21 protein-coding genes are annotated in these 24,738 nt (G+C 69.9%); 5 read left to right on the top strand and 16 right to left on the bottom strand.

All coding sequences use genetic code 11. The features are described from left to right. Positions 1–6: 6 nt before the first annotated feature. From AC3ITN_RS10905 to AC3ITN_RS10880, 6 genes are read right to left on the bottom strand one after another with little or no spacing between them, the layout of a single operon-like run. The gene (locus AC3ITN_RS10905) at positions 7–669 is read right to left on the bottom strand and encodes a potassium channel family protein (protein ID WP_489390501.1); all 663 of its coding nucleotides are present in this window, start codon (positions 667–669) and stop codon (positions 7–9) included. A 6-nt stretch (positions 670–675) separates the two neighbouring features. Then, positions 676–1,734, bottom strand: coding sequence for a calcium/proton exchanger (cax, locus tag AC3ITN_RS10900; protein WP_313341059.1), 1,059 nt, complete (start codon positions 1,732–1,734; stop codon positions 676–678). 12 nt (positions 1,735–1,746) lie between these two features. Continuing rightward, positions 1,747–3,258 (bottom strand): efflux transporter outer membrane subunit, encoded by a 1,512-nt coding sequence (locus tag AC3ITN_RS10895; protein ID WP_489390500.1) that lies wholly within the window; start codon positions 3,256–3,258, stop codon positions 1,747–1,749. Further along, positions 3,234–4,415 carry an HlyD family secretion protein gene (locus tag AC3ITN_RS10890; RefSeq protein ID WP_489390499.1) on the bottom strand — a complete coding sequence of 394 codons (1,182 nt, stop codon included), beginning with the start codon at positions 4,413–4,415 and terminating at the stop codon, positions 3,234–3,236. Before AC3ITN_RS10890 ends, AC3ITN_RS10895 begins: the two co-directional genes overlap by 25 nt. A 3-nt stretch (positions 4,416–4,418) precedes the next feature. Continuing rightward, a complete protein-coding gene (locus AC3ITN_RS10885; RefSeq protein ID WP_489390498.1) occupies positions 4,419–4,970 on the bottom strand; it encodes a DUF3302 domain-containing protein in 552 nt (183 codons plus the stop codon). After that, positions 4,967–5,386 carry a response regulator transcription factor gene (locus AC3ITN_RS10880; protein WP_313341071.1) on the bottom strand — a complete coding sequence of 140 codons (420 nt, stop codon included), beginning with the start codon at positions 5,384–5,386 and terminating at the stop codon, positions 4,967–4,969. The genes AC3ITN_RS10885 and AC3ITN_RS10880 overlap by 4 nt, the downstream gene beginning before the upstream one ends. A 168-nt stretch (positions 5,387–5,554) precedes the next feature. Between AC3ITN_RS10880 and AC3ITN_RS10875 the strand changes: the two genes are divergently transcribed. From AC3ITN_RS10875 to AC3ITN_RS10865, 3 genes are all read left to right on the top strand, one after another. After that, a complete protein-coding gene (locus AC3ITN_RS10875) occupies positions 5,555–6,103 on the top strand; it encodes a DUF4136 domain-containing protein (RefSeq protein WP_489390497.1) in 549 nt (182 codons plus the stop codon). A 144-nt stretch (positions 6,104–6,247) separates the two neighbouring features. Further along, positions 6,248–7,402, top strand: coding sequence for a BamA/TamA family outer membrane protein (locus tag AC3ITN_RS10870; RefSeq protein WP_489390496.1), 1,155 nt, complete (start codon positions 6,248–6,250; stop codon positions 7,400–7,402). Then, a complete protein-coding gene (locus tag AC3ITN_RS10865) occupies positions 7,393–9,648 on the top strand; it encodes a patatin-like phospholipase family protein (RefSeq protein WP_489390495.1) in 2,256 nt (751 codons plus the stop codon). The genes AC3ITN_RS10870 and AC3ITN_RS10865 overlap by 10 nt, the downstream gene beginning before the upstream one ends. A gap of 93 nt (positions 9,649–9,741) precedes the next feature. Here AC3ITN_RS10865 and AC3ITN_RS10860 read toward each other — a convergent pair whose 3' ends face one another. The 8 genes from AC3ITN_RS10860 to AC3ITN_RS10825 form a co-directional block, all read right to left on the bottom strand. Continuing rightward, positions 9,742–9,918 carry a hypothetical protein gene (locus AC3ITN_RS10860; RefSeq protein WP_313341081.1) on the bottom strand — a complete coding sequence of 59 codons (177 nt, stop codon included), beginning with the start codon at positions 9,916–9,918 and terminating at the stop codon, positions 9,742–9,744. Between the two features lie 93 nt (positions 9,919–10,011). Then, on the bottom strand, positions 10,012–10,179 hold the full coding sequence (locus AC3ITN_RS10855) for a hypothetical protein (RefSeq protein ID WP_489390494.1): 168 nt from the start codon (positions 10,177–10,179) through the stop codon (positions 10,012–10,014). Between the two features lie 463 nt (positions 10,180–10,642). Beyond that, entirely contained in the window at positions 10,643–11,440 is a 798-nt protein-coding gene (locus AC3ITN_RS10850) for a DUF2092 domain-containing protein (protein WP_489390493.1), read from the bottom strand. Positions 11,441–11,552: 112 nt separating this feature from the next. Continuing rightward, the gene (locus AC3ITN_RS10845; protein WP_489390492.1) at positions 11,553–13,454 is read right to left on the bottom strand and encodes a DUF885 domain-containing protein; all 1,902 of its coding nucleotides are present in this window, start codon (positions 13,452–13,454) and stop codon (positions 11,553–11,555) included. 102 nt (positions 13,455–13,556) lie between these two features. Continuing rightward, the gene (locus AC3ITN_RS10840; RefSeq protein ID WP_489390491.1) at positions 13,557–15,353 is read right to left on the bottom strand and encodes an FAD-binding oxidoreductase; all 1,797 of its coding nucleotides are present in this window, start codon (positions 15,351–15,353) and stop codon (positions 13,557–13,559) included. Between the two features lie 163 nt (positions 15,354–15,516). After that, entirely contained in the window at positions 15,517–16,356 is an 840-nt protein-coding gene (locus tag AC3ITN_RS10835) for a class I SAM-dependent methyltransferase (protein WP_489390490.1), read from the bottom strand. 76 nt (positions 16,357–16,432) lie between these two features. Continuing rightward, positions 16,433–17,779 carry an Nramp family divalent metal transporter gene (locus AC3ITN_RS10830; protein ID WP_489390489.1) on the bottom strand — a complete coding sequence of 449 codons (1,347 nt, stop codon included), beginning with the start codon at positions 17,777–17,779 and terminating at the stop codon, positions 16,433–16,435. Between the two features lie 56 nt (positions 17,780–17,835). Then, positions 17,836–18,780 carry a LysR family transcriptional regulator gene (locus AC3ITN_RS10825; protein ID WP_489390488.1) on the bottom strand — a complete coding sequence of 315 codons (945 nt, stop codon included), beginning with the start codon at positions 18,778–18,780 and terminating at the stop codon, positions 17,836–17,838. 165 nt (positions 18,781–18,945) lie between these two features. On the opposite strand from AC3ITN_RS10825, the gene AC3ITN_RS10820 reads away from it, so the two are divergent. Then, positions 18,946–20,070: an MFS transporter gene (locus AC3ITN_RS10820; RefSeq protein ID WP_489392915.1), complete on the top strand. Its 1,125-nt coding sequence runs from the start codon at positions 18,946–18,948 to the stop codon at positions 20,068–20,070. 120 nt (positions 20,071–20,190) lie between these two features. Here AC3ITN_RS10820 and AC3ITN_RS10815 read toward each other — a convergent pair whose 3' ends face one another. Next, positions 20,191–20,853 carry a response regulator gene (locus tag AC3ITN_RS10815; RefSeq protein WP_489390487.1) on the bottom strand — a complete coding sequence of 221 codons (663 nt, stop codon included), beginning with the start codon at positions 20,851–20,853 and terminating at the stop codon, positions 20,191–20,193. Next, positions 20,850–23,867 carry a sensor histidine kinase gene (locus tag AC3ITN_RS10810; protein ID WP_489390486.1) on the bottom strand — a complete coding sequence of 1,006 codons (3,018 nt, stop codon included), beginning with the start codon at positions 23,865–23,867 and terminating at the stop codon, positions 20,850–20,852. The genes AC3ITN_RS10815 and AC3ITN_RS10810 overlap by 4 nt, the downstream gene beginning before the upstream one ends. Positions 23,868–24,073: 206 nt before the next feature. Between AC3ITN_RS10810 and AC3ITN_RS10805 the strand changes: the two genes are divergently transcribed. Continuing rightward, positions 24,074–24,736 carry a hydrolase gene (locus AC3ITN_RS10805; protein WP_489390485.1) on the top strand — a complete coding sequence of 221 codons (663 nt, stop codon included), beginning with the start codon at positions 24,074–24,076 and terminating at the stop codon, positions 24,734–24,736. Positions 24,737–24,738 lie beyond the last annotated feature (2 nt).

Here is a 24,738-nt window from a genome sequence, read left to right as displayed (position 1 = left end):
CGACGTTCATCGGGCCACCGTTGCGCTGCCCAGACCGACCAGGCGGGCCACCAGCAACGCCAGGTACAACTGGCCGGTGATGGCCTCGAGCGTGGCCAGCCCGCGTGCCACCTGGCTGGCCGGGGTGATGTCGCCATAGCCGAGCGTGGCCAGGGTCACGAAGCTGAAGTACATCGAGGCACCCATGCCCAACCCCTCATGCGCGGGCTGTCCGCCGACCGACATCGAGCCGGGTGCGATGGCCGACAGCGCGGCGAACACCACACCGCCGCAGATGCCCAGCAAAAGGTAGGCGCTCAATGCAGCCGCGAGATGTTCCGTGCGGACCCGGGGGCTGGACAGCGAGTGGCGCACCGCATGCCAGGCGGCCACGGTGGCCAGCACGCCCCACAGCACCGCGCCGGTCAGGACCAGCGCGTCGCTCGCATCGCGCGCAAACCAGCGCAGCGCTTGTGCCACCACCACCAGCAGCAGCATGGGGTAGCGCAGCGCGGGCCGGCCGATCGGCGTCAGCGCGGTGACCAGACTGATGCACAGCAGCAGCTCCATCGCCCGGTGGCCGAAGGACAGGGCCTCCAGCAGCGGCCCCACGGTGACCGTGGCCAGCAGCGCAACGAACAGGAGCGTGTACCGGTGGCTACGCAGCAGCAGGGGCAGGGCAGTGCGCATGCGCGGTCACGCCGCCACGTCCGGCACGAACCAGAACAGCGTGGCCAGGATCACATACAGCCCCAGCAGCTGCACGCCGCGCAGCCAGTCCGAGTGCCCGTCGGTGGCGACCTGGCCGGTGATGATCACCGCCACCAGCACGCTGAGGATCAGTCCGGCGCCGAATTCCAGGCTCATCGGTGCGGGGCCGACGACGTAGCTGAGCAGCACCAGCAACGGGGCCACCAGCAGCGCCAGCTGCACGCCCGACCCGAGCGCGATGGACATGCTCAACGTCATCTGGTTCTTTCGTGCGGCCACCAGCGCGGTGGCCTGTTCCGCGGCGCCACCGATTACGGCCAGCACGAACACGCCGGTGAACGCGTCGGAAAGCCCGAGCTGCTCGCTGGCCGGTTCCACGACGCTGACCAGGATCTCGCTGAGCCAGATGATGCCCACGCTGGTAGCGCCCAACAGCAGCGCGGCGCGGCCATTGGACATCGGCGCACCGTGTGCGTCATGCGCGGCCTGTTCGCCGCCTTCGCCGCTGCGCGCGGAGCGCAGGGTGAACACCACGGTGGCCAGGTAGACCAGCAACAGCAGTACCGAGAGCACCAGGCTGATGTCCTGCAGCGCGGTTTCCGCACCGGGGACCACGGCGCGGTAGGACGCCGGCAGGATCAGCGTGATCACAGCGAGGGTCAGCATGGTGGCCTGCATGCGGGCGCTGGCCGCGTCGTAGCGCTGGTGGCCGTGGCGCAGGCCCCCGAGCACCATCGACAGGCCCAGCACGAACAGGATGTTGCCGATGATGGTGCCGGCGATGGACGCCTTGACCATGCCGTGCAGCCCACCGCGCAGCGCGGCCAGCGCGATGATGAACTCGGCGGCGTTGCCGAACGTGGCGTTGAGCAGGCCGCCGATGCTGGGCCCCAGGCGCGCCGCCAAGGCGCCGGTGGCGCGCGACATCAATGCGGCCAGGGGCACGATGGCCAGCGCGGTGGCGCCGAACACCAGCAGCGCATTGCCCGGCATGAGGTGATGCAGAACGATGGCCAGCGGAACCAGAAGCAGCATCCAGTACATGGGGAACCCCGTCTATCTGGGTGAGGTGCCATCCGCTGGCGTGGGCGATGGGCCTGGGGGGCCGGAATCCTGCGCCGGAGCCTGCGTTGCCACGGCGTAGTCGCCGCCCAGCGCGAGATACAGATCCACCCGGCGGCTCAGCCGTTCGCGCTGCAGACTGAGCAGGGCCGAGCGTGCGGCGAGCGTTTCCAGCGCCTGCGCCTGCACGGCCCGCTGGTCGGAACGGCCGATGCGTTCGGCCGCGTCCACCTGCCGCGCGACCTGTTCGTTCGCCGCCAATGCATCGGACAGCAGCCGCTCGCGCTGCGCCAGCATGCGCTCGGCGGTCAATGCGTCTTCCACTTCCGCCAGCGCCACCAGTGCCTTGCGCGTGTACTCGGCCACCGCCTGCTTCTGCTCGGCCGAGCGCAGCTGCACCTGTCCGGTGAGCGCACCGCCGGTGTACAGCGGCAGGGTGCCGGTGGCGGCAACGCTGGAGGTGGTCTGCTCCAGGTCATCGCGGGTACGTACCGCCGCGTTGCTGAGCCTGCCGTAGCCCGCCGAGATCGAGAGCGCCGGCAGCATCGCGGCACGCGCCTCGCCGACCCTGTCGAACGCGGCGGCCACGCGACGTTCGGCGGCATACAGGTCCGGGCGCCGGTTGAGCGCATCGATGGGCATGCCGGCCGGCACCGCGCCCGGCAGCGGGGTCAGCGCCACGGCCGCCTGCAGCGTGGCACCGGGGTAGCGGCCGAGCAGGATTTCCAGTGCGCGGGCGGCGCTGCGGCTGGCCATCTCGGCCTGCTCGCGCGCATCGAGGTAGTTTGCCGCGGCGGCGCGCGTGGCGAGGGTGTCATTGGAGCTGCCGGCACCGATCCGCTCGCGCTGTTCGGCCAACGCGGTGAGCTGCTGGCCGCGCTCGGCCAGGTCGGTGGCCAGGGCCAGTTGCAGGCGTGCCTCGGTGGCGGTGAACCACGCGCGGGCGACGCTGGCGGCCAACGACTGCTGCGCATACCGGTAGTCCGCGCTCTGCGCGTCGCTGGCGGCCATGGCCGCGTTACGCGCGTAGCGCAGGCGCCCCCACAGGTCGATTTCCCAGCTCAGGCGCAGCATCAGGCCGCTCAGCAGCGGGACCAGGTCGGCGATGGGCTTGGAGCCGCCGCGCCCGATCAGGCCGATCGCCGGGCGCAGCTGCGCCTGGGCGATGTCGACCTGGGCGTTGGCCTGTTCAACCCGCGCTGCCGCAATCAGCAGGTCCGGGCTGCGGATCAGGGCTTCGTGCACCAGCGCGGTCAGCTGCGGGTCGGCGAAGGCGGCCAGCCAGCCTTGGTCCACCTGCGCCTGGCTGGCCTGCGCCGACCAGTTCGGTGGAATGGCCACGGTGGCAAACGCCTCGGCGCGGATCTGGTCGGTGCTGGGCTCCGGCGCGGTGGCGCAGCCGACCAGCGCCACGCCCAGCGCGAGGCCGGCCATGCGTGCCAAGGGGCGGGAGCGGCGCGTCGGGTGGCGGTCCATGGCCATCAGTGCAGCTTCAGCACGAGCCAATCGAGCTTGCTGCCCACGCGCAGGATCACCCTGCGCACGATGTGGATCAGCGCGCCGTGCTCGGTGTAGATGGCGCCCTGGCCCTGCGCGCCCATGGCGATGAACACATCGCGGTCACGGCCGTCCGGACGCAGCCGCACCGCGATGCGCCCGGGCGGCAGCGGGGTGAGGCCGGTCTGCGGCACCATGCCGCTGATCGGCAGCTGGCCGGTGCCCGAGGCCCACACCACCGAGTCGACCCTGCACTTGATGATCCGGTTGGGATACACCTTCAGCGCGATCTCGGCCTCGTTGCCGGGCGCCACGTTGCCGAGCTCGTTCTGCGCGAACATGGCAATGATCCACTGTTCGCGCTCGACGAACGACATCACCGGGGTGAGCGGCAGGCTGGCAGCATAGGACCCCTCGCGCAGCTGCAGGTTGATGACGCTGCCATCGGCCGGTGCGCGCACCACGGTCTGTTCCAGCTGCCAGCGCGCTTCGACGATCTGCGCCTGCAGCTGCACCATGCCGGCACGGGCCTGGGCGACTTCGGAGAGCTCGCCGTCGGTCGTCTGTGCCGAGAGTTTCTGTTGTACCTGGGCCATCTGCGCGGTGGTGTTCACCAGATCCGAGCGCAGGCTGGCCGCTTCGGTCTGTGCCTGCTCATGGTCGAAGCGCGTACCGGCGCCGGCCGTGGCCAGTTCACCGGTCTGGCGCTCACGACGTTCGGCCAGCTGCAGGCGCGTGGCCAGCGCGGCGCGCGTGGCCCGCGCGCCGCGCAGCTGCTCGCCCAGTTCGCGCTGGTAGGCGTCGGCACTGTCCAGCTTGGCCGACAGCTCCGGCAGCTTGGCTTCCAAGGCGGCCAGCTGCTGCTGGTACGGCACCGGGTCGATGCGGAACAGCACGTCGCCCTTGCGCAACGGTCGGTTGGGCTCTATCGGCACCTCGATCACGCGCCCGGTTACCCGTGGCACCACCTGCACGACATAGTTGATCGCACGCACGTCCGACGAGGAGGGGGCGACCACGTTGAGGACCAGGATGAGCGCGGTCATGGCGAAGATCGGCAGCGAGATCACCACCACCTGTGAGACGAAGTTCCACGGCAGCCACTTGAACTTGAAGAAGATCAGCCAGACGAAGAACGAGTAGATGAGCAGGAGGATGACTTCCATGGCTTACCCCTTTGCGCCGGTGGGCGGTTCGTGGCGCGACGCTTCCATCGCGGCCAGGCGGCGTTCGAGCGTGTCCACCCGCTGCTGCCAGAGGGCGTCGTTGGCCGGCACCGTGTCGAGCGGCGCGGGCTCCGCTTCGACGCGGGCGTCGTGGAAGGGCCGCAACGCTTCATTGTCGTGCTCGTGGCTGCCCTGGTCGGTGCCGTAGGCAAGCTTGTGCAGCACCGGCCGGGTGTAGGCCCACAGCCAGGCCAATGGCCACAGCAGGCCGCCGAACAGCAGCGACAGCAGGCACAGTGTCTTGATCGCCTCGAGCTGCGGGTGGTTGCGCTTTTCGGCGATTTTTTCCGGAAGGATGTGCACCATCCAGAACACCGTGATCAGCGCGACCGGTACCACCACCAACGCCACCCAGGCAATGACATTGGCGGCGGTGTCCAGGGCGTCGCCACTGAGGAAGGAGGCCTGTGCATTGGAGGCGAAGCAGAGCGTCGCGACGACCGCCAGGAACAGACGGCGCGCGGTGCGCAGAGGCAGAAACGGCGGACGGTTCATGACGCCTCCGGGGAGCCGGGGTGAGGTGGGGGGCGGCGCCGGCGGTGCCGTTCGATCGCGGCCTGCGTGGCGCCGATCAACGCGTCGGCATCCACCGGTTTGCACAGGTAGGCATCGGCACCCAGTGCCAGCGCCTCGGTTCTGCTTTCCTGGCCGTCGTTGCCGGTGACCACCACGACCGGAATCCGCAGCGCCCGTTCCTTCATGGTCGCCAGTACGTCAAAGCCGCTGAGACCGGACATGCGCAGGTTGAGGATCACGCAGTCGGGCAGGCTGCGCGCGGCGTGGCGCAGGAACTCCGACCCCGATTCGTAGGCCAGTACGTCGAACCCGGCCGACCGAAGCAACCGACGCAGCGCGAGCCGCACGTCGTCCTCATCGTCGACCACCGCAACCACTGGCGCCCGTTCTGTCATGGTGAAGCACCATCGCCCCGGCGGGCGCCGGCGGCAATTGGCCCTTGGCCCCATGCCCGCTGCAGCAACCGGTAGTTTTGCTGGTCGTGCTGCGTAGTTATGCGGATGACCACGCCGGGGGCCCAGCGCTAGGCTGGTGGCCAGTTCACGGCGCGGGAGTCCTGTGTGATGAAAGCCTTTGCAGCTGCGGTGATGGCCACCTTGCTGGTGGCCTGTGCATCTTCGCCCACGGTCCACACCGATTTCGACCCCGGCGCGAACTTCGCGTCGTTCAAGACCTACAGCTGGGCAATGAAGCCGCAGGGCGGCTCGCCACTGGTGACGCAGCGCATCGTGGATGGCATCGACGCGCGCCTGGCGGCCCGTGGCTGGACCCAGGCGGCCAACGGTGACGTGGCGCTTGCCGCGCATATCGTGACCAGCCAACGGCAGAGCCTGGACACCTTCTACAGCGGCAGCAACATGGGCGGCTGGGGGTGGCGTGGCGGCGGCTGGGGCGGCGGCATGGGCATGGGCACCGCGACCACCACGGTGCGCACCTACGATGTCGGCACGCTGGTGGTGGACATGTTCGATGCGCGGAGCAAGCAGGCGGTCTGGCGCGGCACAGCCAGCGCCACGGTGCCGAGCTCACCCGACCGCGTCAACACTGCTGTCGAAGCCGGCCTCAACAAGCTGTTCGCCGGTTTCCCGCCGGGCAGCGCGCCCGCGAAGTGATGGCCTGACGGCATCCACGAGTTCACCGCGTGACGGCGTGCCGGAACCCATCCCTCCTGCCGGTACGCCGCCGCGCACTTTTCACGCATGGCCCCGCGGTGAAGCCCGCACGCACCCCCCCGTTTCCACTCGACGAGGTGCCCTGTGTCGATCCGCGCCCATGCGTTGTACCTGCTGGCGTGCTGGCTGATGCTTCCCTGCACGGCGCGCGCTGAAACCGGCGGCGCCGCGCTGTTCCGTGACGCCGAAGACGGCCAGTTCGACATGTCGCGCTGGCTGCTGGAGCACCGCGGTTTCCTGCCGGTGCCGATCGTCATCACCGACCCGGCCGTGGGCAATGGCGGCGGCCTGGCGCTGGCGTTCTTCCACCGGCCCAAGGAGAGCGACCCGACGGCGGCGGAGGCCGATGGCGCGCCGCGGATGGTCACGCCGGACATCTACGGCGGCATGGCGATCCGCACTGAAAACGGCAGCAAGGCCTACGGCGTTGGGGCGTCGCTGCATTTCGACGACGACCGCTGGCGCTATCGCGGCGGCGTTGCCGATGCGTCGATGAACCTGGGCTTCCACACGCCGGGCAAGCGCCTGCCACCGCTGGAAATCGACTACAACGTGGACGGCGTGGTCTCGTTCCAGCAGGGGTTCCGCCAGCTCGGCAACCGCGACCTCTACCTGGGGCTGGCCTGGATCTACATGGACGTCGACATCGGGTTCGACGTGGCGTCCGACCGCGACAACTTCACCCCGAAGGAGCTGGCCTCGCGCAGTTCCGGCCTGGGCCTGTCGCTGGAGTACGACAACCGCGACAACACGTTCACTCCGTCGAGCGGCTGGCTGGGCATGATCGAAGGCAACTTCTATCTGCCGGGCATCGGCAGCGACGGCGCGTTCCAGAGCTATCGCGGGCATGCCTATGGCTACTGGCCGCTCGGCAAACGCCTGGTACTGGGCGGGCGCCTGGATGCCCGCTGGGCCAACGGCGAGATTCCGTTCTACCGGTTGCCGTACATCGACCTGCGCGGGATTGGCTCGGCGCGCTACCAGGACACCCGCGCCGGCGTGCTGGAGAGCGAGCTGCGCTGGAACGTCACCCCGCGCTGGTCGCTGATCGGCTTCGTCGGTGCCGGTCGCACCTGGGGCCGGCATAACAGCTTCGGCGACGGCAGCAGCCAGGTGTCCAAGGGCACAGGCGTCCGTTACCTGATCGCCCGCGCGCTGGGCATGCAGGTCGGCCTCGACTACGCGTGGGGACCGGAAGACGACACCTTCTACATCCAGGTGGGCAGCGCATGGCGATGACCCCCATCCGATGGATCCTGCTGGCGGCGCTGTGCTGGGCAGGCACCGCGCAGGCGGTGGAGACGGTCAACGTTCCCATCGGCAACAGCTGTGGTCACCGCGACCCCGGTGATACCCGGCCCCGCATCGGCGTGGCACTCGGCGGCGGTGGCGCGCGCGGCATCGCCCATGTGCGCATCCTGCGCCAGCTCGAGGCACTGCACATTCCCGTGGACTGCATCGCCGGGACCAGTGCCGGTGCCCTTGTCGGCGCGCTGTATGCCTCCGGCAGCAGCCCGGAACAGATCGAAAAGGTGGTGCTGGAAACCCAGTGGATGACGATGTTCAGCGACACCCTGCCACGACGCGAGCGCTCGCTGCAGCGCAAGGCCGACGATTACGCGCAGCTGGCGCCCATCGGCATCGGCCTGGGTGGCGAGGGTAAACGCGTGCAGTTGGCTGGCGGCATGTCACAGGGCGAGAAGCTGATCGGCCTGTTCGAGCGGGCCACCGGCGGCAGCCGGGTCAGCGGCGACTTCGACGCGCTGTCCATTCCGTTCCGCGCCATCGCCACCGATCTCAACACCGGCGAGGCGGTGGTGCTCTCGCACGGCAGCCTGCCGATGGCGATGCGCGCCAGCATGTCGTTGCCGGGCATCTTCCGCCCGGTGGCGATCGATGGCCGGGTGCTGCTGGATGGCGGTGTGGCCAACCAGGTGCCGATCGACATCGTACGGGCGATGGGCGCGGACCGGGTCATTGCGGTGGACGTGGGCACGCCGTTGAGCGCCCTGGACCGCGATGCGAGCCTGGTGGACGTGATCGGGCAGCTCAGCGGCTTCCTGACCACGCGCAACGCCGCCCAGCAGCTGTCCACGCTGGGGCCACGGGACCTGTTGATTGCCCCGGAGCTGACCGGCAAGGTCGCGACCGGCGATTTCGACAAGGCGCCCGAGGCACTGCAGATCGGCCAGCAGGCGGCCGAGCAGGCCGCGCCGGCGCTGCGCGCGTTTTCCCAACCACCCGAAATCTACCAGCGCTGGCTCGCCGCCCGCGACCAGCGGGCCGTGCACGGCGCGGCGGCCGGCATCGCGTTCATCGAGGTGGAAAACCACACCCGCTATGCCGATGAACTGCTGCTCTCCTACCTGCCGCTGGAGGTGGGGCGGCCGCTGGACAGCAAGGCCATGCAGGCCGGGCTGCTGCGCGCCTATGGCATGGATACGCTGGCCAGCATCAGCTACGAGCAGGTCGAGCGCGATGGCCAGGTGGGTGTGGTGGTGAGTGCCTACGAGAAGCCCAACGGCCCCGCCTACCTGGAAGCCGGCTGGACGCTCAGCAACGACCTGCAGGGCAATCATGAAAGCAACCTGCGCGCCGGGCTGCTGTTCGCACCGCTGTCGCCCTACGGCGCCGAAGCCCGGGTGACGCTGCAGGTAGGCAGCGAGCCGGCGCTGACCGGCAGCTATTACCACCCCTTCGATCTGCGCAACCGCTATGCCTTCGAGGCGGTGGGTGGATTCCAGACCCGCGCCTTCAACGTGTACGACGGCGACGGCAACAAGACGGCGCGCTTCCGGGTGCGGCGCACAGGCGCGGGCGTGGATCTGGTACGCAACGTCTCCAACGTGCTTGCCCTGCGGGCGGGGCTGGAGCGCTACACCGGCAGCGCCTCGGTGGAAATCGGCGACCCGACGCTGCCGCGCACGGATTTCGAGGAAGGCGCGCTGACCGCGAGCGCTACCTACGACAACATCGACAGCCTGTATTTCCCGCGTGACGGTTTCCTGGTCAACGCGGGCACGTATCAGTCCCGCGAAATGCTTGGGGCCGACAGCCGGTTCGGCCAGATCGACCTGGACGCAGTGGGCGCGTTTCCCCTCGGCCAGCATGCGGTGCAGCTGGGCCTGCGCTACCACGTGACCGCAACCGGCACCGCGCCCGTGCAGAACCTGTACCGGTTGGGCGGACGCTGGCGGCTGGCTGGCTTCCAGCAGAACGAGCTGACCGGCCAGGACTATGCGCTGGGTTTCGCCGGCTACACGTATGAGCTGGGCAAGGTGCTGGGCCGCTCGGCCCAGGTCGGCGGCACGGTGGAATATGGCAATGCCTGGCAGCAGCGCAGCGACATGTCGCTGAGCGACGGCATCTGGAACGGCAGCCTGTTCCTGGGCTTCGACTCGTGGATCGGGCCGCTGATCTTCGGCGTGGGTGTCCGCGAAGGTGGCCACCGCGTCGTCTTCATCGAGCTGGGCCAGTCCCTGTAGTGCCGGCCGCTGGCCGGCAAGCCGTCCGTAGGCCGGCAAGCTATCCGTAGGCCGGCAAGCCATCCGTAGTGCCGGCCGCTGGCCGGCAAACCGTCAGGTCACCTGGGACAGGATCGCGGCCAGTGCGCCGATCCAGCACACGATGACGAACCAGGCCAGCACCGCATTGGCGCTGATGCCGCGCCGACGGATGAACAGGCTGACCACCAGCGCGGCCAGCAGCGGCACCAGGAACAGGCTGAGGATCCAGAACCAGGGATGGGTTTGCATGGGATGCCCGCGGGCGAGGGGAAGGGGCTTCAGTGCGCGCAGGCAATCAGCTGCCGGCGCATCGACATGGCAGGTCGTGCTCGATGCGCCGCGTCATCGCGGCGCATCCACCACGATGTACTGCACCGTCGTGCCCACGTAGCGCGGTTGGTACCAGCCATTGCTGCATTGCTGGTAGCCGATGCCGTCGACGACGATCGTGCTGCAGTCGACCGGCAGCGAGTACACCACCGAGCCGATGGCCGCGGCGGTGAGCGCCACACCGGCGGTGACAGCGGCGGCATCCCAGAACGGATGGTCCCAGTAGGGCGGCGGCGGAGGCGGCGGGTAGGGGTGCGGTCCGGGGCCCGGCGGCGGACCCGGCGGATGCGGACCCGGACCGGGGCCTGGACCCGGTCCCGGGCCTGGATGTGGGCCAGGGCCAGGATGCGGGCCAGGGCCAGGATGCGGGCCGGGTCCAGGCCCAGGTCCAGGTCCAGGACCAGGTCCCGGGTGTGGTCCCGGACCCGGACCCGGGTGGGGTCCAGGCTCGGGTCCGGGCCGGGGGCCGGGATGCGGGCTGAAGCCCCCTCCGCCAACGCCACCGTGGCTGGCGATCGACGGATGGGCGAATCCGCGCAGCCCTGGCCGTGCCTGTGCAGCGGCGGGAATGAGCAGGGAACCGGCGGTGGAGCAGAGCAGGGCCGCGATCAGGGCCGTGCGCAGTGTCGTCGTGGCATGCATGTCAGCGATCTCCCTTGCCAGCGTCGTCGCCTGCCATCGCAACGGGCACGAATGCGATGCGGGTGGCCCCGTCCGGACGGAACACCAGATCCTTCGCCGCAACCGGCCGCCGGGTATCCCACGTCAGCGTGGCCTGGTAATTGGGCAGCGCGGGATCGGCATGGCTGGTGATCAACAGCTGGCGCGGCAGCTGGGTGGTATCGGAGATCCACACCTGCCAGTCCACGCCCGGCTGGCGGAACGCGTAATGCCGGGTCAGCTCGTCGTCGATGCGCTCGTTGCCGACGAACAACGCGGATTCGATGCGGTCAGTCGGGAACCCCGGCGTGCCCCACAGGAACAGATCGGCCAGCGGAAACTCCACGCCCAGCCGCGTCGCCGAATCGCTGAGCAGGGCCTGGCTGCTGCGATCCAGGTGCTCGACGGTGGCGTAGTACTTCTGGTTCGGCGAATAGATGGTCAGCGTATGCCCGTCGTAGAACAGCTGCCGATGCTGGTGGTCGCTGCGGATCTCCACGAAGAAGCGGTCCGGGCCCAGCACCCTGTAATCCACGGTGCCGGCCAGGGCGAGCTTCTGGCCATCGTCCAGCACGTAATCGGTGCGGGTGGTGGCGGCCAGGGTGAACTGCGGCAGCGCGCGCAGTGCCTTGCCCATGCGCGTCAGCGCGGTGATCGCGTCGGCGTCCACGCTGGCCGCAGGCGCGGCGCTGCCGGCCACGGGCGGCGCGGCATGGGCGGTTGGCCATGGCAGCGGCGCGGCCAACAACAGCAGCAACAGGCAGGTTCGTGACGGGCGCATGGGGGTCTCCTGTGGGGCCGGGCCTGTGCAGCAGGCCATGCCCTCACTGTGCGCACCCATCGCGGGGCGGACAACCGGAGTTACACCGACGCGTCCTAGGTATTTCTACGGGTCACGGCGCACGTCGTGGGTCGCCACCGCCGGCCGCCACCCAGGCATCCACCGCCTGTTCCAGCACGGTCATCGGCAAGGCACCGTTGCCCAGCACCAGGTCGTGGAAGGCGCGGATGTCGAAGCGATCGCCCAGCTGGCGGCGTGCCTTTTCACGCAACGCGAGCAGCCGCAGCTGGCCCATCTTGTACGACGCGGCCTGACCGGGCTGGACCAGGTAGCGGTTGATCTCGACCCGCACCTCCGATTCCTTCATGCCGGTCTTTTCCTGCATGTAGGCCATGGCCTGCTCCGGGGTCCAGCGCTTGCGGTGCAGGCCGGTGTCGACCACCAGCCGCACCGAACGGAACATTTCGGCCTGCAGGCGGCCGAGGTCGCCGGCCGGGTCGTCCTTGTACACGCCGGCCTCGGCCATCAGCTGCTCGGCATACAACGCCCAGCCCTCGCTGAAGGCGCTGGGATTGAGGGTGCGGCGCAGCAGGGGCAGGTCGGTCAGGGTCTGCCCGATCGAGATCTGGAAATGGTGGCCCGGCGAGCCCTCGTGGTAGGTGAGGGTGGGAATGCTCCAGCGCGTATTGGCGTCGATGTCGCCCAGGTTGATGAAGAACGTGCCCGGTCGCGAGCCGTCCATCGCCGGTGGATAGTAGTAACCGCCGGGCGAGGTGGCCTGCATGTGCGCGGGCACCGGCAGCACCACCAGCTTCTGTGGGGGCAGGCGACCAAACCAGGTGGGCAGGATGGGATCGAGATCGCGCAGGCGCTGCTCGATGTCGCCGATCAGTTGCGTGCGGCCGGCCTCGCTGTCGGCATAGCGATAGCGCGGATCGTCGCCCAGCGTCGCCACACGCGCCGCCACGCTGCCGTCGCGCAGGCCCAGCTGGCGCAGGCGCGCATCCATGGATGTCTCCAGCCGTGCCACTTCGTCCAGGCCGACCTGGTGGATGGCGTCGGCACCCAGGTCGGTGCTGGTGTACCAGCGCAGCGCTGCATCGTAGTAGGCGTCGCCGTGCGGCACTGCCCAGATGCCGTTGTTGCCGGGTCGGGTGGCCAGTGCCGCCTCAACGCGATCCAGCAGGCGCTGGTAGCCGGGATTGACCGCGTCCTGCACCGCGCGCGTGGCCTGCGCGACCAGGGCGGCGCGTTCGTCGGCGGGAATGGCCGGCAGCGTGTCCAGCTTGCGCTGCAGTGACTGCACCCACAGGCTGTCCTTCGGCGCCGGCGCCAGCAGGGTGCGGAACTGCGTGGCGGCACCGTTGAGCGCGACGTCCGGGGGCACGACGCCCAGGCCGGCCTGCATGTCCATGTTCGCGCGCACCTGGTCCAGCTTGGTGCCCATCGCCTGCAGCCGTGCGATGTAATGGCGGGCACTGGTGACGTCGGTGACGGCATGCTGGTTGTCGAAGAACTGCGGCAGGTTCACCGGCAGGCTGAACAGCTGGTCCACCGCATAGGTGCTGCCACCGACCGGCAACCATGCCGCCGACCACGGCACCGCCATCAGGTCGATCTGCGCCTGGTAGAACCAGCGTGCCAGGCCGTCGCTGAGCTGCTGCTGCGGGTCCAGCGGCGCACCTTTCCACGCCTTGATGGCGGCCAGGTTGTCGGCCAGCATCCGCCGGTTCACCTCGCGCTGCGCCAGCGACACATCGGTCAGCCGGTCGGACAGATCACCGACGCCATCGCCGCTGATGCCCAGCAGCGTGCGCAGCTCCGGGTCGGCGTTGATCGCGCCCATGGTCTGCGCATCGAGCAGCGCGTTGAAGCTGCGTGACTCCGTGGCCGCGCTGCGTGCTTCTGCCGGGGGCGGCGTGGCCTGTGCGTGGGCGGCGACCGGCAGGAGGGCGCAGGCGATGGCAAGGCAGAGCGCGGCGGGAACGGCAACGACGGGCGTGGACGGAAACACGGGGCGATCTCCGATGGCAGGCGAGTGCCCCGCAGGCTACGGCAGAGTGGCAGCGGGCGCACGTGTCGCGTGGGATGGACACGCGACACCGTCTGCGGGGAACTATCGACGACGTTCGAAGCCGTCGGCGCTCCAGTCCTCGCTGCCCACACCGTGATGGATCACGAACAGCCCGTCGGGGTCGTAGTGCCGCTTGGCGGCCAGCAGGCGCGGGTAGTGCGGCCCCCAGAAGGCCTGCTGCCAATCGCGCTGGAAGAAATCGCATTCGGACACGTAGGTCGGTGCCGCCGGCAGCACCGTGCGCAGCGCCTGGTAGGACTGCTGGACACGTTCCGCACCCCGCCGCGCGCGGTCCTCGTCCACCACGCCGCCGCTGCCGGCGTAGGCCGGGCCGCTGGCCGTACCGATCAGGGCCAGCGCGAAGGCATCCAGGACCGCCGGATGCGTGGCCGTGGCGCGGCTGGCGTCGATGGCCTCGGCGGGGGCGCCGAACAAACCCTTGTTGCAGTGCAGTTCCACCGGCATGTGCGCCGCCGCCGCACAGATCGCCGCCGCAGCCGCGTCGCGCCGTCCATCACCGAGCAGTGCCGACGGCATCCAGGCCGACGCATACCCGTGCAGATACCAGCCCACCTGGCCCTGGTCGCCCTTCCACAGCATGTGCGTGCGCGGTGCGTCGTTGCGGGTGTCCTCGGCAATGAACTGCGGCGCATGTGCGCGGAAGAAGTCCGCGTCCCACATGTGCCGTGCAGGCAGGGCCGTCGCCTTCAGCGGTTCGAGCAGCGTGTACTGCGGTCGCGCGGCCAGCCACGCCATGAACGGTGCCCACGCCGCGGCGGCGGCGTCCTGGGTCAGCCCTTGGAACACCATCGCCACCTCCAGCGTGCGTGCGCCCCCGAAGCGCAGCTGCTCGCCCCAGTGCGAGTTGCACAGCGTGTCGCGGTAGAGGCGCAGCACTTCGGCGGCCAGCGCGTGCCAGCTGTGGTCGCTGTCGGCCTGCACCTTCATCGACACGCCGCCGAACGTGTCGGGCAGGGCATGGGTGCGCAGCGTGATGCGGGTGACCACGCCGAAGCTGCCGGCGCAGCCGCCCTTCAGGGCCCAGAACAGGTCCGGCTCACGGTTGGCGTTGACCACGCGGACCTGGCCGTCGGCGGTGACGATCTCCGCTTCCAGCAGGTGGGCGGCGGCGGTGCCGAAGGCCTTGGAGAAGCTGCCGAAGCCGCCGCCGGTGACCAGCCCGGTGACCCCGACCGAGGTGCAGCCACCGCCCTGCACGTAACGCCCGCCACGCGTGGTGACCGCCGCATAGGCATCGATCCACATCGCGCCGGCGCCCAGGCTCACCGCCGGCTGCGCGGCGGTGCCTGCTGCGGCGCCCTGTGCGACGAAGGCATCGTGCAGTTCCACCTGGTTCATGGCGCGGGTCCAGACCAGCAGCGAATCCGGCGCGCACGACGTGCCGTGGTAGCTGTGCCCGCCCCCCTTGACCACCAGCCGCAGCCGGTGCCGCCGCGCGAAGTCGACGGCGGCGGCGACATCGGCACTGTTGGCGGCGGCCACCACCCGGGCGCTGGGCCGCGACAGCCAGCCGCCGTGGTAGCCGCTGGTCTGGGTGAGGGCGGGCTGGTCGCCGATGAAGAACGGGTTGGCGATCTGCGCCAGTGCTTCGGTGCGGGTGGCGGGGTCGGCCAGGAACGGCGAGACCGGCACCGAGAGGCGCCCGCCGACCGCCTGGGACAGGTGCTCCCAGTCACCGGGCGTGGGCCAGCCGACGGCGCCCGGGCGGACCCGGGTGAGTGCGCTGGCCGGTCCCGGACGGGTGGCTGCAGCGGCCTTCTGGACCAGGGGCAGCAGGGGCAGGGTGAGGCCGGCTTTCAGGCAGTCGCGACGTTTCATGGGGATGCACAGCGAAGGGCGATGGCCGCAGCATGTGCCGGCCGACCCTTGCTGTCATTGGGATTGGGGTGAATGACAGCGGGTCTGGGACGAATGGTGGGGAGAGGGTGATGGCTGGCAGCCGGCTGCACCCAGCCGGTAATGGCGGAAGCCATAGCCGCCCTCAACCCGCGCGCACCGACCAGCAGGCGGCGGTGAACACGACCCGGTCGCCCTGCACGAACGGTGCGAAGGCGTCGACCACGGTCGACAGGATCGACGCACGCACGGCGGGGTCCATGCCGGCGGCACGCAGCGCCTGGCCGACCGGGCCGAGCAGGGACACGTAGGTGGGCAGGTCCTCGCGGGCGATGCTGCAGGGCACGTCCAGCGGCGTGATCTGGATGTCGCGCCAGCCGCTGTCGCGCAGGATCGACTGCACCCGGGCGGCGTCGGCGAAGGCGAACTGTCCCGGGCCGTCCGCCGCGCGTGGCGGCAGGGTGAGCAGTGGCAGGGCCGCACGCTCGGCAGTGGTCATGAACGCATTCTCGGCCGGGCTGCGCCAGGCGATGGCGTGCAGGCTGCCGCCTCCGCGCAGCGCGTTCCGCAGCTGGCGGAAGGCCAGCAGGGGATCATCGAAGAACATCACGCCGAAGCGCGAGACGATGCGGTCGACGCTGGCCGGTGCGAAGGCGTGCTGCTGGGCGTCAGCGACGATGAAGTCGATGTTTTTGCCTGCAGCGGCGGCACGCTCGCGCGCGACGGCGATCATCGGGGCGGAGATATCCACGCCGGTGCAGTGTCCCGCCGGACCCAGCCGCTGGGCGATGGCCAGGCAGACCGCACCGGTGCCGCAGCCCACGTCGAGTACCTGCGCGTCGGGCTGGGCGGCGAGCGGATCGGCCAACAGCGGTTCAAACGCGGCGAACATGCCGTCGAGCAGGGCCTGTGCCTGCACCCAGGCATCGCCGGCGGGTCCGTTCCATAGCGCGTGTTGGGTGGGGGGTGAGGGTGGGGTGGACATCCGGCGATCCGAAGGGGGGGAAGGCGATCACCTTGCCACCTCAACCGTGCTTGAGGTCAAGGGGCGATGTATCCGGTCACCCTGTCATTGTGTCGGCCAACAGTTTCATGTTCAGCACCACGATCACGCCGGCAATCGTCCACGCCAGGGTCAGCAGCCAGCGCGGGGCCACCAATGCGCCCATCCTGGTCCTGTCCCCGACGAAGCGTACCAGCGGAATCACCGCGAACGGCAGCTGCATCGAGAGCAGTACCTGGCTGAGTACCAGCAGGCGCGCGGTGCCCTGGTCGCCGTAGATCGCGGTGACGATCACCACCGGTACGATCGCGATGCCGCGTGTGATCAGGCGTCTCGCCCAGGGCGCGATGCGCAGGCGGAGGAACCCTTCCATGACGATCTGCCCGGCGAGCGTCGCGGTCACGGTGGAGTTGATGCCCGAGGCGAGCAGTGCCACCGCGAACAGGGTGGATGCCACGCCAACGCCCAGCATCGGCGCCAGCAGCTCGTAGGCCTGTTCGATTTCCTGCACGTCGGTGCGTCCGTGTGCATGGAATACCGCGGCGGCCAGGATCAGGATGGAGGCATTGATGAACAACGCCAGCATCAACGCGATCGTGCTGTCGGTGACCGCCCAGCGCAGCGCGCTGCGCCGCCCGCTGTCGGTGCGCGGGTAGGCGCGGGTCTGCACGATGGAAGAGTGCAGGTAGAGGTTGTGCGGCATCACGGTGGCACCGATGATGCCGATGGCCAGGTACAGCGCGTGCGGGTTGGTGACCACTTCCGCCCGGGGAATGAAGCCGCCCAACACCGCGTGCAGGGGCGGTGCGGCCAGGACGATCTGGATCGCGAAGCAGGCGAAGATCACCAGCAGCAGCGCGATCACGAACGCTTCCAGCGCACGGAAGCCGCGGTGCATCAGCCACAACACCAGCACCACGTCGACGGCAGTGATGATCGCGCCCATGACCAGCGGCAGGCCGAACAGCAGCTTCAACGCAATCGCCGTGCCGATCACCTCGGCCAGGTCGCAGGCGATGATCGCGATTTCGCACAGCAGCCACAGGCCCAGGTTCACCGGCTTGGAGAAGTGGTCGCGGCAGGCCTGGGCGAGGTCGCGGCCGGTGGCGATGCCCAGGCGTGCCGACAGCCCCTGCAGCACGATCGCCATCAGGTTGGAGAGCAGGATGACCGACAGCAGCAGGTAGCCGAAGTGCGAACCACCGGCGATGTCGGTGGCCCAGTTGCCGGGGTCCATGTAGCCGACCGACACCATGTAGCCCGGGCCCAGGAAGGCCAGCAGCCGGAACCACCAATGGCCGCCACTGGGCACGGCCACGCTGGCGTGCATGTCGCCCAGGCTGGGGCTGTTGCCGGTGGCTTGCGGCCAGACGCCGGCGCTCTTGGAAGTGGGGTCCGCGCTCATGGCCCGAATATAGCAGAGGCTATGTTAGTAAGGCCGTGCAAATCAACGCCGCGGTGTCAGCGCGGCGGCGGCAGGGAGCGCATGCCATGGGTGTGCGGCAGCACGGCCTTCATGGCGTCGATGAAGGCCCGCAGCCGCGACGGAATCTGGCGCGCGGCGGGATACACCAGGTGCACCGGCAGGGGCGGTGCCTGCCAGTCCGGCACCAGCCGGACCAGCGTGCCGTCGCGCAGGTCATCGGCCACCAGCCAGGCCGAGACCACGGCCGCCCCCAGGCCGGCCAGCGCCGCCTGGCGCACCACGAACAGGTTGTCGGTGAGCAGGCGTGGCTGGATGTCCACCCGCAGCGCCGGGCCATCGCCGGCCGGCAACAGGCTGAAGCGTTCGCGGTAGTACGTGGTCAGCGCAATCCACGGCAGGCCGGGCAGCCGTGCCGGGTCGTCCAGGTCGCCGCCGGCGACCAGCGCCGGCGCGGCGATCACGATCCGCGGCACCTCGGCCAGCGGGACCGCCACCAGATGCGGCTCCTCCACGACGCCGACGCGGATGGCGCAGTCGATGCCGTCGGCGATGAAGTCCGGCGGGCGGTCCTCCAGCATCCACTCCAGCGTCACCTGCGGGTGGCGGGCCAGGAACTGCAGCATCGGCGGCAGCAGCTGCGCCTGGCCGAACGCATGCGGTACCACCACGCGCAGGCGGCCGCGCGGCACGTCCACTTCGCCGCGCAGGTCGGCCTGGATCGCCTCCCAGTCCTCCACCAGGGCGCGCGCATGCGCATAACACCGCGCGCCGTCTTCGGTGAGGGTCATCTGGTGGGTGGAGCGCTTGAGCAGGTGCAGGCCGAACAGGCGTTCGAGCGCCTGCAGGCGCCGGCTCACCGTGGGCTGGGTCGTGCCCAGCTGCACGGCGGCGGCCGACAGGCTGCCGCTCTCGACGATGCGGACGAAGGTATGCAGCAGGTCGATACGGTCCGCGCCGGCCGCCGTGGGGGTGGGGCTCATGCAACCTTCGTATGATGGATATGTACGGAAGCCTACTACACGGCCTGGATTCGCCGCGCCATGCTGGCCCCACTTTCTTTCCCTGTGGAGCGGCTCATGTCCAGCATGCATATACCGGCCGCGGTGCCGGCCCACACCACGGTACCGTCGCGGTTGATCGTGGCGATGGCCGCCGGTGCCGGGTTCTCGGTGGCCTCGATCTACTACAGCCAGCCCATGCTGGGCGTCATCAGCACCGGCCTGGCCAGCGAACCGCAGGCGACGGGCATGGTGCCCACGCTCACCCAGCTCGGCTATGCCCTCGGCATCCTGCTGCTGGCGCCGCTGGGCGACCGCTTCGACCGGCGCCGGCTGATCCTGGTGAAGTCGGCGGTCCTGGCCGCGGCACTGGGCTGCGCCGCGCTGGCCGGCAGCCTGCCGACACTGCTGATGGCCAGCCTGCTGGTGGGACTGATGGCCACCGTGGCGCAGGACGTGGTGCCGGCGGCGGCAACGCTGGCGCCGGACGCCGAGCGTGGCGCGGTGGTGGGCAAGGTGATGACGGGTCTGCTGCTGGGCATCCTGCTCTCGCGCGTGGCCAGCGGGCTGGTGGCCGAGGTGCTGGGCTGGCGGGCGATGTTCGGCATCGCGGCGGCATCGGTGGTGGTGATGGCCCTGGCGCTGGCGCGCGAGCTGCCGCACATGGCGCCGACCACCCGGCTGCAGTATCCGGCGCTGCTGCGCTCGCTGGCCGGGCTGTGGCGCGGACAACCGCAGCTGCGTCGCGCGGTGTATGCACAAGGCCTGTTGGCCGTTGGGTTCAGCGCGTTCTGGTCGACCCTGGCGGTGATGCTGCACAGCCGCTTTCAACTGGGCAGTGCGGTGGCCGGGGCATTCGGCATCGCCGGGGCCGCGGGTGCACTGGCGGCACCGCTGGCCGGGCGCTGGGCCGACCGGCTCGGCAGTCATGCGGTGGCGCGTATCGCGATCCTGATCGCCCTGGTCGGGTTCGCACTGCTGCTGTTGGATCCGTGGCTGCCGCGCGCGGCGATCCTTCCGTTGCTGGCGATCAGCGCGCTGGTGTTCGACTTCGGCTTCCAGGCTGCCTTGGTCTCGCATCAGACGCTGGTGTACGGGCTGGCGCCGGAAGCGCGCAGCCGACTCAATGCGCTGCTGTTCACCGGCGTGTTCCTGGGCATGGCGGCCGGCGGTGCGCTGGGGGCGGTGGTGTTGGCGCAGGTGGGCTGGAACGGGGTGGCGGTGCTGGCGACGCTGTCCGCCGCGCTGGGCCTGGGAATGCGGCTGCGTTGAGCGGGTCCCCGTGCCGGCCAGCGGCCGGCGCTACAGGAAAATGAGGTGTGCCGGCCAGCGGCCGGCGCTACAGGAAAATTCGGTGTGCCGGCCAGCGGCCGGCGCTACCGGCGGGATGCGTCAGCCGTCGTTATCGCTGCCGGCATCATCCAGGCTGATGATGCCGCGCTTCAGCGCCAGGGTGACGGCGTGGGTGCGGTCGCGCGCGCCGAGCTTCTCCATGATGTTCTTCATGTGCGCCTTCACGGTCTGCTCGGAGATGCGCATCTGTTCGCCGATGCCCTTGTTCGAGCGTCCGCTGGCGACATGGCCCAGCACTTCGGTTTCGCGCGGCGACAGGCTGTCCTCGACCACGTGCGCGGCGATGCTGGCCGCCAGTGTGGCCGGAATGCCGGCGCGGCGACCGCTGTGCACGGTGCGGATGGTGTCCACCAGTTCGTGGCGCAGCATGTCCTTGAGCAGGTAGCCGCTCGCCCCGGCCTGCAGTGCACGCACCGCACGGACGTCGCCACGGTAGGTGGTGAGCACGATGATGCGTGCACGCGGATCATAGTGGCGGATGCGGGTGATCGCCTCCACGCCGTCCATCCTGGGCAGCTGCAGGTCCATCAGCACCACGTCCGGCTGCAGCGCCAGGTACTGGGCCACGGCTTCCTCGCCATCGCCGGCTTCGCCGAGCAGGCGCATGTCCGACTGCATGCCGAGCAGTGCGGCCAGGCCGTCACGCAGCAGGGGGTGGTCATCGACCACCAGGATGCCGATCGGGATGGACGGGGTGGTCATGCGGAGTCTCCGGAAGTGCGCCGCCAGCGCCAGCGCCGACGGTGATGGCGATAGATGCGATCGCCGGGCAGGAACAGTTCGATCTCGGTGCCGATGCTGGGGCGGGACCACAGGTGCAGGCGCGCGCCCAGGCGTTCGGCACGCTCGCGCATGCCCACCAGGCCCCAGCGGCCCTCGGGCAGGATCGGCGGCAGGCCATGCCCATCATCGCGGATGTGCAGGCGCAGGCCGCGCCGCGCGTAGACCAGGTGCACGTCCACCGCGGCGGCGGCGGCGTGCTGCAGGGCATTCAGCAGTGCCTCGCGGCCGATCAGGTAGACCTCCTCGGCGGCATCGTGGCGCAGTGGCTTCGGCGTGCCTTCCACATTGAGGCGAAGCGACGGGCTGTTGGCATCGGCGGCGCGCTCGCCATACACCTGCACCAGCGCCGCGCCGATGTCCTGGTAGCCGCTGCTGCCGTCGCGCAGCAGGTTGACCCGTTCGCGGCCTTCGGCCAACGCGTTCTCGGCCTGCTGCATGGCCGCTTCCAGTGCCTCGCGCACCACCGGCGTGGCATGCACGGAGCGGCTGACCGCGTGCAGGCGCAGGATCAGGCCCTGGGTGCCCTGCAGCAGCGTGTCGTGCAGTTCGCGTGCAATGCGCTCGCGCTCGGCATGGCGCTCCTCCAGGCGTGCCCGCACCAGCTGGGTGAGCCGGCGGCTGCGCAGCCGCATGGCCACGGCGAGCAGGGCCAGGATCGCCAGTACACAAGCGGCCTTGAACCACAGCGTCTGGTATGCCATCGGGGCGATCCGGAAGCTGCGCGACGCCGCCACCGGGCTCCACACCTGGTCCTCGTTCGCGGCCTTGACCTCGAAGCGATAGTCGCCCGGTGGCAGGTTGGTGTAGAAGGCGCGGGTCAGCGGGCCGGCGTCCTGCCACTGGTCATCCAGACCCAGCAGGCGGTGCTGGTAGCGGGTGCGATCGGGACGCGCCAGCGAGACCGCCATGTAGTCGATCTGCAGCTGCGCGGTGCCGGGCGGCAACACCATCCCGTCGCGCAGCGGCTGCTGCTGGCGACCGTAGGACACGCTGACGATGTGCGGGTGCAGGGGGCGCGCATCCGGTCGCGCCTGCACGGTGTCCAGCCAGGCCAGCCCCTGGTTGGTCGAGACCCACAGCAGTCCATCGGCAGCCAGCACCGCGCTGGGCACCGGGGTGGTCTGGGTGGCAATGCCGGGCATGCCGTCGGCGGTATCGAACAAGCGCGGAGCGAGGATGCGGCCCTCGGCGATGGCGGCGTCCAGGCCCAGGGCATCCACCCGGACCAGACCGCGGCTGCCGTTGAACCAGTAGTGGTCACCGCCGTCGCGCACGATGCCGGTGATGCCTTCGAACACGCCGGGGGCGATCGCCTGTGCGGCGCGGAAACGCCCATCCTCACCCAGCAGGGCCAGACCGTTCTCGCCGGCCACCCAGATGCGGCCGTCGATCATCGCGGTGGCGGTGATCGGGCCGACCGCCAGCCCGTCGGCACGGGTGTAGTGATGGAACCGGCCCGCGTGGCCCACGCGCAGGGTGCCGTCGGGGTAGCCGAGCAGCAGCCGTCCGTCGTCACCGGCGGCCAGCGTGCTGCAGGCCTGGTGCGGCAGCGCGGGGTCCGGCGTCCAGTGGCCCCGAACGTAATGCAGCACCGTGTCATTGCCGAGGCACAGCCAGGCCGCGTCGCGCCCCAGCGGCAGCATCGCGCGCAGTTCATGCGATGCGGGCAGGCGGGGCAGCGTCAGGTCGCGCTCGGTGTCATCGCTGATCACCCGCAGCGCGTCGTGGTCCGCCAGCCACAGTGGCTGCGCGTTGCCCAACCCGGCCCGTTGCCGTGGCGGGGCAACCGTGTCGAGCAGATCGCGTCGCAAGGGGGTGGGGCGCATGTCCTCACCGTACCCGAAGACCTCGCCATCGACCGTGCGTGACAGCGTGCGCAGCGGATCGGCCGGCCCGGGCAGCGACAGGGCCCGGACCTGGTGCGCACGGAAGCGGTTGAGCCCCAGGTTCGTGCCCACCCACAGATTGCCTTCGAGGTCCTGCAGCACCGGGCCGGCAGTGGTCGACGCCAGGCCTTGGGCGGCGTCGAAGCGCTCCACCCGGGTGCCGCCGTTGCCATCGGCGTGCGCCTGGAAGATGCCACCGTTGGCGATGAAGCTGCCCCACAGACTGCCATCGGCGGCGAATTCGAGCCTGCCGGCCAGCAGCGTCGGCAGCCGGTGGGCCTGGCGGTGGGCCGGCGACAACAGCCCGTGTGCATCGGCAATCGGCATGACCCCCTGCAGGCGGTCGGCGAGCCAGACCTGGCCGTCCTGGCGCAGGGCCAGCGAGGAGAATCGTGACACCGCCAGATGCAGGCGTTCAAAGCGCGTGGCATGCGCACGCAGCCGCCACAGCTCGCCCCCGGCCAGCAGCCACAGCGTGCCCTGGCGGTCGCGCAGCACCCAGTGCGCCGGAAGGTCGCCGATGCCCATGGCGGTCGTGGGCGGCTGCCAACGGTGTCCATCGAACCAGCGCAGTCCACCGTCCGACGCCGCCCACAGCCGCCCGCTGCCATCGCGCGCCATGCGCGGGACCAGTCCCGGGCGCAGTCCGTCGCGGCTGCCGAAGTCGCGCGTGCCGTGTGCGTCCAGTCGGGTGATGCCGGCGTTGTAGTACGCGATCCACAGCGTGCCGTCGGGATCGAGGGTGAGCGAGGTCATGTTGGCCGACGGAAACGTGCTGCCGTTCGGCGGTTCCACCCGTTCGAACTGGCGGCCATCGAAGCGGTACAGCCCCGCACCGGTGGCCAGCAGCAGGCGACCGTCAGCCTGCTGGGCGACGTCCCAGATGTCGCCGGGGGCGCCCTGGCCGACCATCCACGTGCTGTGCTCGTAGGCCGCAAAGCCCGCACCCCACGCCTGCACCGGCAGGCATAGCACCAGCAGCACCCATCCGGCCCGGCGCAGGTGGCGCGCGGCGGCGGAACGTGGGGAGTGTGGGGCATCGCACATGGCCCGATTGTCTCAGGCCGGGGGCAGTGCAGGACTACTCTTTCGGGGCAGGCGCGCGCGCAGGGGCTTGCGGTACCACTCACGCAGCACGTTGCGCACCCTGTGATCCGCGATCCCCCATAAGAGTGGCCGGGGGCACCACCCAATGAGGGTAGGGCGACGACCGCCGGGGAGCGACCATGGGCGGACTCTACAAAGGATTCCCCATGACCACCGCCACCGCCACCGCCGTGCCCGGCGCTTCGTTGCTGTCGCCCACCAACCATGCCCTGGTGCTGATCGACTTCCAGTCGCAGATGGCCTTCGCCACCCGTTCGATCGACATCGCCGCGCTGCGCAACAACGTGTCGCTGATCGCCAAGGGCGCCGCTGGCTTCAAGGTGCCGGTGGTGCTGACCACCGTCGCCGAGACCTCGTTCTCCGGCCCCCTGTTCCCGGAACTGCCGGCGATCTTCCCGGGCCAGCAGGTCTTCGACCGCACTTCCATGAACACCTGGGAAGACGCGCCGGTGATCGCGGAGATCAACCGCATCGGCAAGCAGCGGCTGGTCATCGCCGGACTGTGGACCAGTGTCTGCATCGTTGGCCCGGCGCTGTCGGCGATCGAGCAGGGCTTCGAGGTCTACGTGATCACCGATGCCTGCGGCGATGTCAGCGACGAAGCACATGAGCGCGCCATTACGCGCATGGTGCAGGCCGGTGCGGTGCCGGTCACCTCGGTGCAGTACCTGCTGGAACTGCAGCGCGACTGGGCACGCGGCGAGACCTACGGCCTCACCACCGGCATCGCCCGTGAGCACGCCGGTGGCTACGGCCTGGGCATCCAGTACGCAAAGGCCATGTTCGGCGCGCAGGAAGGCGGCCACTGAGC

Source organism: Stenotrophomonas sp. KH_036_B, assembly GCF_057839485.1.
The sequence above is the reverse complement of the archived record's forward strand: the minus strand, read 5'-3'. Positions and strand labels throughout refer to the sequence as shown.

Excerpts from the sequence above, each read along its gene's own strand:
- AC3ITN_RS10905 (WP_489390501.1), bottom strand. The coding sequence starts at position 669 with ATGCGCACTGCCCTGCCCCTGCTGCTGCGTAGCCACCGGTACACGCTC.
- cax (WP_313341059.1), bottom strand. The coding sequence starts at position 1,734 with ATGTACTGGATGCTGCTTCTGGTTCCGCTGGCCATCGTTCTGCATCAC.
- AC3ITN_RS10890 (WP_489390499.1), bottom strand. The coding sequence starts at position 4,415 with ATGGAAGTCATCCTCCTGCTCATCTACTCGTTCTTCGTCTGGCTGATC.
- AC3ITN_RS10885 (WP_489390498.1), bottom strand. The coding sequence starts at position 4,970 with ATGAACCGTCCGCCGTTTCTGCCTCTGCGCACCGCGCGCCGTCTGTTC.
- AC3ITN_RS10880 (WP_313341071.1), bottom strand. The coding sequence starts at position 5,386 with ATGACAGAACGGGCGCCAGTGGTTGCGGTGGTCGACGATGAGGACGAC.
- AC3ITN_RS10875 (WP_489390497.1), top strand. The coding sequence starts at position 5,555 with ATGAAAGCCTTTGCAGCTGCGGTGATGGCCACCTTGCTGGTGGCCTGT.
- AC3ITN_RS10865 (WP_489390495.1), top strand. The coding sequence starts at position 7,393 with ATGGCGATGACCCCCATCCGATGGATCCTGCTGGCGGCGCTGTGCTGG.
- AC3ITN_RS10860 (WP_313341081.1), bottom strand. The coding sequence starts at position 9,918 with ATGCAAACCCATCCCTGGTTCTGGATCCTCAGCCTGTTCCTGGTGCCG.
- AC3ITN_RS10850 (WP_489390493.1), bottom strand. The coding sequence starts at position 11,440 with ATGCGCCCGTCACGAACCTGCCTGTTGCTGCTGTTGTTGGCCGCGCCG.
- AC3ITN_RS10840 (WP_489390491.1), bottom strand. The coding sequence starts at position 15,353 with ATGAAACGTCGCGACTGCCTGAAAGCCGGCCTCACCCTGCCCCTGCTG.
- AC3ITN_RS10835 (WP_489390490.1), bottom strand. The coding sequence starts at position 16,356 with ATGTCCACCCCACCCTCACCCCCCACCCAACACGCGCTATGGAACGGA.
- AC3ITN_RS10830 (WP_489390489.1), bottom strand. The coding sequence starts at position 17,779 with ATGAGCGCGGACCCCACTTCCAAGAGCGCCGGCGTCTGGCCGCAAGCC.
- AC3ITN_RS10825 (WP_489390488.1), bottom strand. The coding sequence starts at position 18,780 with ATGAGCCCCACCCCCACGGCGGCCGGCGCGGACCGTATCGACCTGCTG.
- AC3ITN_RS10820 (WP_489392915.1), top strand. The coding sequence starts at position 18,946 with ATGGCCGCCGGTGCCGGGTTCTCGGTGGCCTCGATCTACTACAGCCAG.
- AC3ITN_RS10815 (WP_489390487.1), bottom strand. The coding sequence starts at position 20,853 with ATGACCACCCCGTCCATCCCGATCGGCATCCTGGTGGTCGATGACCAC.
- AC3ITN_RS10810 (WP_489390486.1), bottom strand. The coding sequence starts at position 23,867 with ATGTGCGATGCCCCACACTCCCCACGTTCCGCCGCCGCGCGCCACCTG.
- AC3ITN_RS10805 (WP_489390485.1), top strand. The coding sequence starts at position 24,074 with ATGACCACCGCCACCGCCACCGCCGTGCCCGGCGCTTCGTTGCTGTCG.